This window comes from Bacteroides sp. MSK.20.12 (assembly GCF_019052435.1).
Classification (GTDB): domain Bacteria; phylum Bacteroidota; class Bacteroidia; order Bacteroidales; family Bacteroidaceae; genus Bacteroides; species Bacteroides xylanisolvens.
This window is the reverse complement of the sequence record NZ_JAHQVH010000029.1, coordinates 62,284-75,946: the sequence shown is the minus strand read 5'-3', so window position 1 is coordinate 75,946 and position 13,663 is coordinate 62,284. Positions and strand designations below refer to the sequence as shown.

11 protein-coding genes and 1 pseudogene are annotated in these 13,663 nt (G+C 42.5%); 2 read left to right on the top strand and 10 right to left on the bottom strand.

The features are described 5' to 3' along the window. The 6 genes and pseudogenes from KTR06_RS15755 to KTR06_RS15730 form a co-directional block, all read right to left on the bottom strand. Positions 1-498: pseudogene (locus tag KTR06_RS15755) on the bottom strand (copper amine oxidase); the annotation flags it as partial. 614 nt (positions 499-1,112) lie between these two features. Further along, complete coding sequence (locus tag KTR06_RS15750; protein ID WP_004288700.1) at positions 1,113-2,432, bottom strand: sigma-54 dependent transcriptional regulator; 1,320 nt, start codon at positions 2,430-2,432, stop codon at positions 1,113-1,115. Next, positions 2,413-4,752: a hybrid sensor histidine kinase/response regulator gene (locus tag KTR06_RS15745; RefSeq protein ID WP_217290544.1), complete on the bottom strand. Its 2,340-nt coding sequence runs from the start codon at positions 4,750-4,752 to the stop codon at positions 2,413-2,415. Before KTR06_RS15745 ends, KTR06_RS15750 begins: the two co-directional genes overlap by 20 nt. A 196-nt stretch (positions 4,753-4,948) precedes the next feature. After that, complete coding sequence (locus tag KTR06_RS15740) at positions 4,949-5,473, bottom strand: TetR/AcrR family transcriptional regulator (protein ID WP_117943186.1); 525 nt, start codon at positions 5,471-5,473, stop codon at positions 4,949-4,951. Positions 5,474-5,709: 236 nt separating this feature from the next. Continuing rightward, complete coding sequence (locus KTR06_RS15735; protein WP_005802583.1) at positions 5,710-6,849, bottom strand: beta-ketoacyl-ACP synthase III; 1,140 nt, start codon at positions 6,847-6,849, stop codon at positions 5,710-5,712. 4 nt (positions 6,850-6,853) lie between these two features. After that, positions 6,854-7,477: a TetR/AcrR family transcriptional regulator gene (locus KTR06_RS15730; protein WP_007832805.1), complete on the bottom strand. Its 624-nt coding sequence runs from the start codon at positions 7,475-7,477 to the stop codon at positions 6,854-6,856. A gap of 248 nt (positions 7,478-7,725) precedes the next feature. Between KTR06_RS15730 and KTR06_RS15725 the strand changes: the two genes are divergently transcribed. After that, entirely contained in the window at positions 7,726-8,586 is an 861-nt protein-coding gene (locus KTR06_RS15725) for a transposase (RefSeq protein ID WP_217290543.1), read from the top strand. 472 nt (positions 8,587-9,058) lie between these two features. Here KTR06_RS15725 and KTR06_RS15720 read toward each other — a convergent pair whose 3' ends face one another. From KTR06_RS15720 to KTR06_RS15710, 3 genes are all read right to left on the bottom strand, one after another. Further along, complete coding sequence (locus KTR06_RS15720; RefSeq protein WP_057098224.1) at positions 9,059-10,039, bottom strand: hypothetical protein; 981 nt, start codon at positions 10,037-10,039, stop codon at positions 9,059-9,061. Between the two features lie 319 nt (positions 10,040-10,358). Continuing rightward, a complete protein-coding gene (locus tag KTR06_RS15715) occupies positions 10,359-10,910 on the bottom strand; it encodes an NERD domain-containing protein (RefSeq protein WP_217290541.1) in 552 nt (183 codons plus the stop codon). Then, positions 10,903-11,940, bottom strand: coding sequence for an ATP/GTP-binding protein (locus KTR06_RS15710; RefSeq protein WP_186926532.1), 1,038 nt, complete (start codon positions 11,938-11,940; stop codon positions 10,903-10,905). Before KTR06_RS15710 ends, KTR06_RS15715 begins: the two co-directional genes overlap by 8 nt. 116 nt (positions 11,941-12,056) lie before the next feature. Between KTR06_RS15710 and KTR06_RS24535 the strand changes: the two genes are divergently transcribed. Next, on the top strand, positions 12,057-12,731 hold the full coding sequence (locus KTR06_RS24535; RefSeq protein WP_234163829.1) for a hypothetical protein: 675 nt from the start codon (positions 12,057-12,059) through the stop codon (positions 12,729-12,731). Positions 12,732-13,051: 320 nt separating this feature from the next. On the opposite strand, the gene KTR06_RS15695 is transcribed toward KTR06_RS24535, so the two are convergent. Continuing rightward, positions 13,052-13,639 (bottom strand): hypothetical protein, encoded by a 588-nt coding sequence (locus KTR06_RS15695; RefSeq protein ID WP_195613658.1) that lies wholly within the window; start codon positions 13,637-13,639, stop codon positions 13,052-13,054. Positions 13,640-13,663: the final 24 nt, after the last annotated feature.

Below are 13,663 nucleotides of genomic sequence, written 5' to 3'. Positions count from 1 at the left end.
TTGCAGGGGTTCCTGCGGTTGTGTCTCTTTGTCTGCCATAGCTGTTTTTTCTTTTGGGTTTACACTTTGTTCCTTCTTGTTTTCTCTTGGACGGATTTCGTAGCGTTTGAGGAACTCTTTCACCGCATCCGTCTGCTTTCCCTCCGACAAATCCCTGATGGCCTGCTTGTTCACCTTGTAGTCGTGGTAGGTCATGCGGAGCAGGCGGAAATGGGTAGGTTCCTTGAGCTGGCTCCAAAAATTCTTGATGAAGTTTTCGAGAATACTCGAATTCTTGTCGAATTTCAGGAATGAGTTTTCATTCTTCTCGTCCGCCGGAACCGTCTTCGCTTTTCCGTCCTTGTCAATTTCACTGACAGCCTGTACTCCGAATTTCGGATCGTTCTTGTTATGAACCAGCATCAATTCCGTAATCTGTTCCACCGGAAGAGCATCACTTCCGGCCTTCGGCTTCCGGGTCCGTTTGGGCTTTTCGTTCGGGGTCTTTTCTTGTGCCATACCTTTTCTTTTAGGGGTTAATGAATTGCTTTGACGCTTCAAAGGTATGGGGTATTTCCAAATAATATGCTGATTTTCAAAAAGGTGTCATCAGATGTCATCAAATGTCGTCAGATGTCATAAACATAACTGTTTCCAACGGCTAAACCGTGAACGGAGAAGAAGGGAAGTGAATAAACGGAAAGAGAGAAGATACGTGAGGCAGAAGGGAAAAAGCCTGCGCATCCGACACCAGAAAAAGAGCGGGCGGGCAGGCAAGACAAAACCATGCAGAACAGAGGGAGCTGAAGCCCCCTGTCTTCTCATGCCTTCCGCTTTTTTACAGCAAGACTTTCATAAGACCTGTATTCCGGCTGGATATGTGGAATTTCATGGATTATGAAACACGGCCTCTTCAAGCAGCCCATATCCTTTATCCATGCGTCACGTCGGTCGCAGTTTGCCCCTGTAATCGTTTTTCAAATCGAATCTGGATTGCCGCCGCATTCTTTTTCGTGAAAATTTTCCACGGCGAAGCCGCAAGGAAAATTTCCACGAAAAGATTCGGCAAATGCGGCCGGCAAGACAAATTCGATTTTCCTTTGATGAGGGGGAAAACTGTATCGCAAACAAACCTATCTGGAAATTCCGTGCAGGCTCATTCTCTTGTAAAGGGTCGGGCGGCTGATTCCCAACAAGGCCGCTGCCTGTGTCAGGTTCCCTTTAGAGATGGAAAGAGCCGTCTTGATCTGCTCTATGTTTCTTCTTTCATCTTTCTGCAAACACTTGTCTATCTTCTCTTTCCCCATGGGGTCAGAAACGGACTCTCCCGTATATTGGAGCCGTAAGGAATTGGGGGTAATCAGTTTTCCTTTGCATATCAATACCGCCGCATGAATGACCTGCTTCAATTCCCGTACATTTCCCGGCCAACTGTATCCCAGCAGCATCTTCTTTGCCGGTTCGTCAAAATCCAAGACCTCTTTCCGGAGCAACCCGCAAGATTGCTCCCGGAAAAAATCCGCCAAAGGCAGTATGTCCTCCAGGCAATTATGCAATGCAGGTACGGTGATGGTAAAATCCTGAAAGCGATAAAGCAGATCCTTCCGGAAACGCTTTTCCGCAACAGCCTCCTGCAAATCCTCATTGGTGGCCGCAATGATGCGCACATCCATCAGCCTGTCCCGTTGTCCGCCTACCGGACGATACCGCCGTTCCTCCATGGCACGCAACAGCATCCGCTGCGTTTCTATCGAAAGGTTCTCCACCTCATCCATGAACAGGGTGCCTCCCTGCGCTTCCTGAAAATATCCTGCCTTTTCCTCTGTGGCTCCGGTAAACGCCCCCTTGACATGACCGAAAAAGGCGGAAGGTGCCAGCTCTTTGGACAAACTGCCGCAATCGACCGTTACATACGGCTTGCCGGATCTGAGGCTCTGCCTGTGAATCTTTTTTGCCAGGTGTTCCTTTCCCGTTCCGGTGCTTCCCAATATCAGTACCGTCATATCCGTCGGCGCTACCATGTGAATGTACCGGTTCAACTCGCAAAAAGGGGTGCTTTTGCGTTCATAGATTACCTTGGTGAAAGCCTCGTTCACCGTCCTTATTTTTTTGATGACGGGCAGCAGCCTGGTTTCAACCAGCGGTTTGAGGATATAATCTTCCGCACCCAGCTTCATGGTATGAACCGCAGAATGTATCTCTTCATAATTAGTCATCATGATGAACGGGTGCATATAGCCGTTCTCCCTCATCCACTGCAACAGCGTGGTACTTTCCCCGTCAGGCAATCTTAAATCCGCCAATACGATGTCATCCTCACGGACGGATGTCCCAATGACCTTCTTAGCCTGTGCCAGCCTGTAAGTCCTTACAGTATCCAAATCCGCCTTCTGCAAAAAATTGCAGATATAATTACAGAACAAGACATTGTCCTCAACAACAATTACTCTCATAAGCCTTCTTAGCCTGTTGTGCCAAACATATTATTTCTTTTCCTTTATCCAATACCTGCTGTACAGTCCGCCCGAACTCGTCCACAGAAAACTCTCCCGAATCCTGAAGCAGTGCAAACAACTCACGCAGCGGCTTGCCGGCATGAATGATCTCCCACGAGCCTGTCAGATGATGTATCCATTCTTTCAGTGCCTCATGATCATTCTTTTCTGCACATTCAGCCATAGCCTCCATATCCTTCCTTGTCTCCCGAATCAGGGTATCCAGCATCTTCCTCCTGTTCCCATATTTCAGCAGGGCATCGAGGTCTATCTGTTCAGACTGCCTTTCACTTCCCAGACATTCCGTACATACCTGCAAAAGTTCTTCGGCGGAAAACGGCTTTTTCAAACAGCCCGAAAATCCTGCCGCATACAAATCCCCCGTATCGCAGTTTCCCGATGCGGTACTCGCGATAACCGGAATGCTCCGTGAGTTTCCCACATTGGCCATGCGCAGGAGATTCAACACCTCGAATCCGTTTGTCCGGGGCATTTTCAAATCCGTAATCAAAAGGTCATAACTACGGCTGCGGACATGCTCCATCATATCACGCGTGTTCTCACATACCGTGCAAGCCACCCCGTGATACGCAAACATTTCCCTGATTGCCGCCAGCAAAACGGTGTCATTGTCCAATACCAGTACCGTATAGGACCGTACGGAAATCCGGCTCCTGCCGCTCTCCGCCATCGCTTCCTCTGCCACAGCCAGAGGAAGACAGACAGTGAACCGGCTGCCCAACCCTTTCCGGCTTGCCACTTCAATCCTGCCGTTCAACAATCCGACCAGACCTTTTACTATTGAAAGTCCCAGTCCGACCCCTTCTTCCGCAATCGCATTGGGAAGCCTCTCGAATGCAGTGAAAATGCGTGTCTGCTCCTCATCGTCCATTCCGGTGCCGGTATCTTCCACGATAAGCGTCAATACGCCCTGGTCAAATTGTGTGCGAACCGTTACACTTCCCCGCTCCGTAAACTTGATTGCATTGGACAACAAGTTGCTTCCTATCTGTATTATCCTGTCCCTATCTCCTATAACAACCGCATCTCCGGCACTCAGCACGTTTAGCAAAAGGTTTTTTCCTGCCGCCAGCGGCATAAAATCCGTTTCCAAAATCTCGGTGACGGAACATAACCTGAACGGGACAGGAACGGCCTTTTCTCCGCCACTTTCCAACCGGAAAAATCCCAACAGGGAATTCAGCATGGAAGACATGTGTCCCGCCACCTGCCGTATGTTCCGGTTGTATTCCCTGCACTTCGACACTTCTCTTTCCGTGGAAAGCAATTCCGCATAGCTGCTGATAGAAGCAAGCGGCGCGCGCAAGTCATGGGTTACGGCCAGCATGATTTTCTTTCTTGCCTCAATCAGCTCCTCGTTTTCAAGAACGGTCTGCTCCAATTGACGGACTGTGCCTTCCAGCCTTTTTTTATAACGGTTTATACGCATCATATCCCGGTGTATCACCATGTAAGACCATATCAGCAGCAAAACCATGAATGCCGTCAGACCGATGACCGTGGCAAATGACCGTTTCCCGGCTTCCGCAACTTCTTCTTCCTGTCTCTTCAATTCCGCTTGTACCGTTCCGTCCATATTCTCAATCATCTGCCGCAACTGCACGTTCAGCCTTCTGTTCATCCCATCCAAGCTGTCCGTCCGTTCTGCCAGCTTCCGGGCATACGTCTGCTGTCTGCCCACCACGCTCCGGTTAAGTTCATGAAGCATGGAGGCGGCAGAAGGAGAATCCGCCTTGTGGCGTTTTGCGAACAACCTCTTCAGGAATCCCCCTTTTTGGGCATTTTCCCGTTCACTCTGTCTGGCAATGGCCGGAATCTGCGCTGCAATTTCCCGGTCGGCTTCCTCCTGCCTGTGTACCCAATATATGATTTCCCGCATATACCGCTCCTTGTCGCTCCACAAATTACGGATGCTGTCTGTATGTGAGCCGGAAGAGGAGTACCTCAAGCTACACAACAGGCTGTCAATGTGCCGTCTCTGCTTCTGAAATAATAAAAAATCCTGCTCACTCCACTCCATAAAGGTTTCACAGAAGAAAGAAAGCCTGAGCATTCTCACATATATATCATTTATCTCATGCTTTTTCCGGTTAATCATCCGTACTTCCATTTCCCTGGCCTTAGTCTCTTTCCATTCGCAGATGCCAACGTAAGCAATACCACTTATGATTACAATCTTGACCATATATCCTACCGCTATTTTGGCAAGAAGCGGTTGCAGGCGCAAAGATTTCAACAATTTATTCCTACTTTCCAATTATTCACTTTTTAATTCATTATATTCTATTAAAATTCTTTGCAAAATAAACCGACTAGTCGGTTTATTTTGCAAAGATAAGCCTTTTCCAAGAATAATGAAAAAAAACAGGTTCCAGCAAGTAAAGTTTTATCATTTATCAGTCTAAAAGACAACGGAATGAACTGATAGGGAGGAAAAGGAAAGGAATGCGGGCTTAAATTTCTGAGAACATCCCCAAGAAAGTCTTACCAATAGAAGTGTTCAATGCCTGTCTGCTGAACGCCTTGGCATCCTTCAAACTTATTTTATGACCATAAGCCACATTGGAAAGAAAGTCCTGTTCCCGGATAAGGAGTTGCTGATACATTTGTGGAAATTCGTCCATATATTCATGGGCGGAGGAAACAAACTGCATATAACATATCAGGAGATTGCCATTCAGATGTTTTGGAAAACTGTTTATCACCCGTTCTATCGGATTCCTGTATTGCCTTAAAAACTCATTCCAATCCTTGTCAGCCAAGGAATACATTTCACAAGAAATCTGCGAGTCGGGGAAAAAACGCATTCTGACAACCGCATCAATCAGTTTCTTTTTGGAAGGAAAGTAGTGTATGACAGCCCCTTTGGATTTATGCACGGCAACAGCCACATCACAGAATGAGGTCTGCTTCATTCCTTTTGTGATGAATAACCTGTATGCCTCCTCTATAATCCGCTGTTTCAAATTCGGGTCCATCCTACTGCCTATATTATAAAAAATAGCACAGACGCAATCAACACCCCAACGCGGTAGTGGAATACCTAGAGATGATGCTGACGCACCTGTGCTATATATTTTAATATAGCGCAAGCCGTCATATTCCATCTTATCTCTTTGAAATTTTCCACTTTTCGTTTGGAAGATGATATATGATACTATACTATGTCGTTTTAACAGCGCAAAAATACGTTATTTATCGTTTATTTCCAAATTTATACGACACTTAATAGCACTGTTCCATAAGAAAAGCGTCCGCTTTCAGGGACAAGCAGCAGTATTTTTTCTCCCGGCATGAGCTTATGTGTCTTCCAGAATTGATCCAGAATCGCAAATATGGCTGCTGAAGCAATATTTCCGACTTCCGGCAAATTAGTGAACCATTTGCTCTTGTCGATTCCAATCCCCACTTGTTCAAGCTCATTTATTATTTTATCATAAAAAAACATGGAAGAAACGTGAGGAAGAACATAGGAAATTGTATCCGGCAATACATTATGTTTCTCAAGACAATACTTAATGTGCTTAGCCCAATATCGTACAGCATAGTTTCCCAGCAGTTTTACATCTTGTTTTACAACAAACAGTGAACGGTCTATCCTTTCCTGACTGCTGAATGATTTCCAGCTTTTCAACTCCCCGTCATCTTTACTCTCTGCTCCCATAAACATACACGTGGGCAATTCATTCGCAAATGAAGTCATTTCCACCCACTCAACTTTTAAAGTCTTTTCCTTACCCGGTTGATTCTGAAGCAATACAGCACTGGCGCCATCGCTCAACATAAAACGCAAAAAATCTTTCTCCAGTGCCATATAGGGCTGTGTTCCTATATCGGCACATTTTTCATATTCAATATCATAGTTCTTTGAAAGCAGTGTAGCCGAAGTCAATTCTGAAGTACTACATATCGCATTCTTTTTTTCTCCTGATAAAATACCCCAAAAGGCGGTTTTAAATGCCTGAAGGCATGACAAGCAGATACCTGAAGCAGAAAAGATTTCCATCGGCTTGTTTTTCAGCAATCCGTGAACCATAGAAGCATGGGACGGAAGCATCTGATCCGGACTTGAGGTTGCACATGCCAACAATTCAATATCCGACTCCGAAACAGAAGAATCCTGTAACAGCTTCCGTATTGAATCAGCCGCCATTTCCGCATTTGTATGCGTTATTTCCTGTCTTTTTGTGAGTGCATAATAACGTTGTTTGATACCATTCTGCTTTAAGATGACAGGCTTAACTCTTGAATGTTTTCCTGCAATCAATCCTAAAAACTCTTCCATGTCCTCATTAGAGACCGGTTTATTAGGGAAATAACAAGATGTTCCCGTAATAAAAACATCATTTTTCATTTTCTTACTTGTTTTTAATTAGAAAATATATAAAGTACAATTGTTCTCTTAAGGAATTCACATCCAATCCATTTCTTAATGCATCCTGATATGATTTACCCAAGAAAATCAATCTGATTTGTTGAACAAGCAAATCTGTATTGCAAGAGCTGCGTATCTCACCGTCCTTTTGTGCTTTGACAACAACCTGTCTTAACTGCGCCATCTCATTTTTTTCAATCTCACTCAGCATCTGGTGAAATCCGGGATAATATTTTTCAGCCTGCAAAATCAGACTCATATACGCACGCGTACCATTAATATTAGCTTCCGGCATGACAAACTGAGAAAGTCTATCCATTGCTTTTGCAATGTTGTCAACATATTGATTGAAGTATTCGAATAAAGACAAACCTGACAGATTATCTGACGCATGTTTTACCCGCTGCACGTCTAAAATATAAACGTTGATGACATCTATAAACAATTCCTGTTTTGTCGGATAATGATAAGAAGTACAGCCTCTTGACAGATTAAGGCTTTTCTCTATATCCTTTAGGGGGACCATGCTGTAATCTTTTGTCAGAAACTGTTTGAATGCAGTCTCCCTTATTAAAGCTTTTGTTTCTGAACCTTTTGTTCCTTTCATGATAATCTTTTTTAGTATCACACAAAAGTAGTTTTTTTAGATGAAAATACATTTGGTTTTTAATATTAATGCGAATCAGCAGTTGAAAACATCTTCTGATTCTTGATTTAAAAGTTTGTAATTCAGTTAATTATCTCATTATTTTATTTTGTAATCGCCTTAAAAATCAGTAAATTAGAAGAATAAAACCACTCGTTTTTCTAATTATGATTCCCAAGGAGAAAAAGTTAATACTAATAGGTTTGTATATGTATATCTGTGATGTCCATAAGTCTTCTCTGCGTTTCCACTGCCAGAGATTCAGTAACAATTCCAATCCCGAGTTTACGGATGAGGAGGTTCTTACCATCTATCTGTTCTGCGGGTACTGCCAGAGATACTTCAACATCAAGGAGATACATACCTTCGCTAAGGAGTATCTGTCATCATGGTTTCCAAAATTGCCGTCTTATCAAACGTTCTGCGTACGCCTAAATATGCTTTCAGAAACATTTAAGGTGCTGGTGGAAACCATGATACAATCATTCAAGCCCAAGGATTGCGACTCCATTATATCCATTGTCGATTCTATGCCAATAGTGACCTGTAAAGGGAAAAACCGAGAGGGGAAAGTAGCTACGGAGATAACATCAAAAGGGTATTGCTCCACTAAGAACATGTACTACTATGGCATGAAACTGCATATGGTAGGACAGCGTAGGGAGGGAACCTTACCTTTTCCGGAAATGATAACTCTGACACCGGCTTCGGACAACGACCTGACCGTATTCAAAAGCGAATGCGTGCCATACCTATCCGGAAAGACGGTGCTTGCAGACAAGATTTACAGCGATTTCTCTTTCTTTAATGAGAGCAATCCGGTTAAAGTGCTTACTCCGCATAAAGAGATTAAAGGGGAACCGGAAGTTCTCAAACAGAGGGAGAAAGCTGCAAGAGACCTTTTCTCGCAAGCCGTTTCAAAAGTCAGACAACCTATCGAATCCTTTTTCAACTGGCTGAATGAAAAAACAGAAATTCAAAGAGCATCTAAAGTAAGAGCTACCAAAGGGCTGTTGGTACATACCTTTGGAAAGTTGGCTATTGCTCTACTTACATTTGTTAATTTTTAATTTTTGAATCAGAAAGCCAACTGCTGATTCGCATTATTATTAAATATGTATGCATTTTCAGATAAACTAAATGAACCAAAGGCTTTTATAAATCAATAAACACTTTCATGATACCTTATCGCAACATATTTTTATCCATAATTTCCTGTACCATCATAATTTTGGCTATATTTGTTTTCAAATAAGCCGATTAGTCGGTTTGTTCGGCATAGAGGAACCCAAACAGAAAGTGGAATTTCAAAACAGAGATGTTCCTCTATGTCTTTGTTATTCCATCTTCCGGCAACCGGATTCTATCCCTGTTCCACCATATCCCTAAAAAATACCGACCGGATGGTATTTTTTACGGCAAAAGTATAAATATATACCATAAAAACAAAGGGAAAGGCCAATTATGCATTCTATCGGCAAAGAAATGCCTATGAAATATACATAATCCGCTTTTCCCTATGAGAAACATTATGTTATCGGCTTATCTTGAAGGCATCTTCATCTTAACCTGTACTCCCTGTGAGTTTAAAACACGAACCGGTGTTTTTTCTCCGGCTTTCAAATAGAACAGAAGATAATCTTTCGCACGCTGGGACTCGAAGAGACCTTTTTCACGGTATTCGGCAATCCACTTTTGGATCATCGGAATCTGCCAGCGGTTCATCAAAATATAGTAGCCGAAATAATACTCCAAATCGCTCAGGAAAATATTGAGTTTCAGGTAATCCCACCAGAACAGTTCTTTCTTTTTGCTTTTGGCATTGAGTATGATAACCTGATGTTCATAAGTGTCACGGGGATTTTCCCAATCCTGTTGCGAAACAAATACATCGGGAACCACATTATCGGCATGGTCTTTTGCCGGAATGAAGTGAGACAAAGATTCAATGGAATCCTTTATCTTTTCATATAAGGATGGTTCGTACTCTTTGTTGTACAGTATAACATCCCGCAAACGGGTGGAAGTGAGATGGGTCACCACGGAACGTCCTATCATACAGTGATCCGGAACAGTCATTACCGATGCCAGCCTTTTCATGAATCTGATTTCCGCTTTTGCCTGTTCTTCCTTATCCGATTTTTTGAAAGGATAATCTGACCAAGCAATCTTCCGCATTCCCCGATGCAGGTCCGTAAGCTGCAAGCCCGCATAAGCGCAGAAAATGGAAGCACGAATAATCTTGAAGATAGGGGTACGGTCACTCTCGTGTGCCACGTAAGGCAGATTTTCCACTCCAAAAAGCATTTCATTTTCCGCTATCAAGTCGGCAGAGATTGTCTTGCCTTCTTCCAGCCGTCCCTTAATCTTGAAATTACGTTTTTGATATCCCCAGGTGTGAACAGGGCGCGTAGCTATCAGCGTCACACAATAATTGCCATTTTGCGGCGTGAAATCTACATTTTGCGGCGTTGCATTGAGCATTAGTTCGTTCAGCAACTTAATCTTTTGGGTATAGTCCATAAACAATTGGTTTTAAGTGAAACATTTTGTTAACAGTGCAAATGTAGGCATCAAGTTTCGTACCGGAGTTCCGTTTTTCGCCGAAAATCACTGCAACCTCAATAATATATTCTATTTTCATTCGAACAAACACTTTCCGTTCGGCAACAAACCGATTAACGGGTCTGTTTTTGCAAATATATCTTTTTCCCTTTAAACAAGAGGAAAATACAGGATTTATTTTTCAGAAAACAATACATAAACAGGCTATGCAATCAATCCGCAATAAAAAGGGAGCATAAAAGAATGGTGGCAAAGGATACCAGAATCTGACGGGAGACTATAAGAACGAGATTTCCGTATCCGGCAATACATCGGAAATATTTTCAACCGGATTGATGGAAATTTTAGCGGCATGTAACCAAGACAACTTTTGCTTTAGTTTTTGCATCCAAATACTCATACGAACCTTATGTCCTTTTTCATCTGCCACATCCAGTTCTATACAGGCAATGATGACTATCTTTTTCTGCCCGTCAAGCAGCAACCGGTTAATCCGGGTGAAAAAATCTTCATCGTTGGTTGAGAAACGTGCCGCATTGGTTGCCGTGGCAATCGTGTCCCTGACTTTGACAGCAATCCTGCGCATCAATTCGTCGCCTTTTGCCTGAAAAACTTCCTGAGTCTCCGCATCGTGCGTATGCCCCCTGTAATTCTTCACCTCGACCAGAAACAGCTGTCTGTTATCGTGAATGCCCAAGAAGTCCACCGCCTTGGTAGGTTGCAAGGCATTGCTTACCTTTTTGTGTGCCAAATGTTCATCATACTTGACAACAGCCCATTGGGGAGAGCTGAACTTGAAGCTTATACCGCTTTCCTGAAAATCACTCATATCTGTTGATGAATTGCTGTTCCAAATCGTAAAATGCCGCATATTCCTCCAATATCGGATTGTTCTGTATGCCAGCCAAGGTTTCGCTTTCCTCTACCATAATTCCCTTATCTTCTTTTTTCAAGCCGAAGAACTTGACGGATATGTTCGTGTGCTCCTTGTATTCGGAATAGAGAGAAAGCGTATGTGTAAGCAGGTAGTCGTGAGTGGCGACGAAAATCTGCAAGCCGCATTCCTGAAGCACGCGGATAAACTTTGCCACGACTTTCACAAGAGCCGGATTCAGGTTGGCTTCGGGCTCGTCCCAGAACAGGATGGTGTCCGCATTGATTTCCCCATTCAGTATGAGGTACAAGATGGAAGCCAGCTTGCGGAGTCCTTCCGCCACCAAGTGCGCTTCCATGTTCCCTTTTTCTGTCTGTATATAGAAACGTCCGTTCATCTGCAAAACCTTGAACTGCAATTCCTGCTCCAGCAACTCGATAGCCGGTTTCAACGGATTATCTTCCGACTCACGCAATATGGGGAGTGACAACGCGTGTGCCAGGTTGATATACGTTTGGTCAAATGAAATTTCACGCTTACTGCTCAAACCGATAAAACCTTCGAACAAAGAGAACATCTCACGTGGGGGGATATAGATAAAGTGGCGGTCGTCCCACTTTTCGTCCGTTTCTAATTTTACAGTTGTTTTGGAAGCGGATGAGAAGCTGTATTGCAACAGTTTGCTGTCTATCGTGACTGCAATGTTTGCCCTGCCTGAAGGCACTCCCTTGTTGACCAAGTTGCCTATGACATCCGGCTTGAAATAAAATATCATGTCTTCCGCCAAGATATACTCAAATTGTTCCTTGGAAGCTGAGTTCTTGCCGAGGAAGTCATGGCGTGCCTGCAAAGTTGCCGCCAAGCATTTGAGAACGTGCGTCTTGCCCGTACCATTCTTGCCAATAAGGACGTTTATCCCTTTGGTGAAATCAAACCGGGTATTTGCAAAGCCTGTAAAATCAGTTAATAATATGCTGTTAATCATTGAATATGTTTCATTTATACTAAGTAACTACAAAGGTAATTTAAAAAACGGAAGCGACAAACCTGGTTTTAAAAAAGTTATGATTATTAGGCTTATGTTTTAGAACTATCAATGATTTGCCGACAGCACCGGAAGCCCGTATCATAAACGAAGCGAAACGGTACAAGAGTACATTGGCACGTGCCATCTGTAATCCGTTTTGGGACGATGCACCCCAGCAGGAACCGAATGCGCATTATCCGGCAGATAAAGCGGATGTGTCCGGCAGTTCCGTTGCCGAAGCTACTGTCTGTGCGGTCTGCCTTCTGTCGTTTATACGCTCCTTGTATGAGAAGCATCCGGTTGTTGTAACCAAAGACGGAGTTGCTATTCCGGTGGGGAATATATGGAAGGAGAAGCAATTGTCTTCCATCTTGTTTGAAAGAGAGGAATTGTCTCTCAAAAAGTATATCACGACCCGTTTCAGCGGGGGGGGGGAACTTGATTTCAGCCTTATTGATGACACTTATGGATTTTCCCTTGTTGACAATGAGAACCAAAACGAGTTTATTGATTCATTCTGCAAATTTGAAGAATTGGATTGGATTGCCATTGCAATGAACAATGGGTTGGATTATAAAACGTATAATAAAAATAAGAAAAGCAAGCGTTATTTTTCAGATGACCTATGGAAGAAAGGCATTAAGAAATTCAGAATCACTAAGCGGAACAGATGTTTTGGTTATTTGGAAAATGGTATTTTTTATGTGTTGAGGTTTGATTTTGAGCATGAGTTGAGTGATGTGGGGTAATGCTTTGTACAGCCTTGGTGTTATTTTTAATAAGGATAGTAGTAGGCTGTCCAAAAACTCATATCCTGTTATGTGCATTATGCTATGTTTTAGATAAAAGTTCTTGGACAGCTTGATTATACCTTTTCTATTTTAAGTCTTTTTACTAATTAACAAACAATCACAGATTTATAAAGATTGGCATCTTGCTTACCTCCATATACTTTCTGTAGGAAATTCAAGGACTACAAATCCTAATACACATTACCAGCGGATTATAAATCCGCCGGGAGTTGGATATACTACTTTGTCTAATTGTCCTACTATATTCGCTCAAAGAGTCAACTTATGTCAGGGTAAGACAATTTGTTAAAATAATATTTATCATTTTCACGAGGATCATTATAGTCTACAAAATCTTTCACTTCCACTAATGTAAATAAAAAGCCATGATTGATTTGAGATAAATCCTGTTTTTTTCTGTAACCTGATATTGTAACATTGTACTTACCAGAATTCTTTTCAAACCGAAAAGCTTTATGATATATTTTATCATCCCAAGTAGTATATGTAAGATTATCCTTTGTATTCGTATATTCCTTTCTTCTCCATGTAAGCAGATTTCCAAACGAACCAATCCAAATACTATTGTCAGTCCCTACCTCTAAATTAAAAGGACCGTATTCAAATGATTTTTCCCAACTGTTATCAAAAATATCAATATCTAAACTTATAAGATATGAGATTGAATCAATTGGTAATACAGGAATCCAAATTCCGTATTTTAATGACAACAAATATTTATCATGATTTTTTTGAAAATAATTTAGCAATTTGTTACTCTTGATATTTTCGGATTTTAAAAATGAATCCATTATAAGTGGGGACATTATGTATATCCCATAATCGGTTATTGTTAATATCTTCATTTTATCTTTTTTATAATTACATTG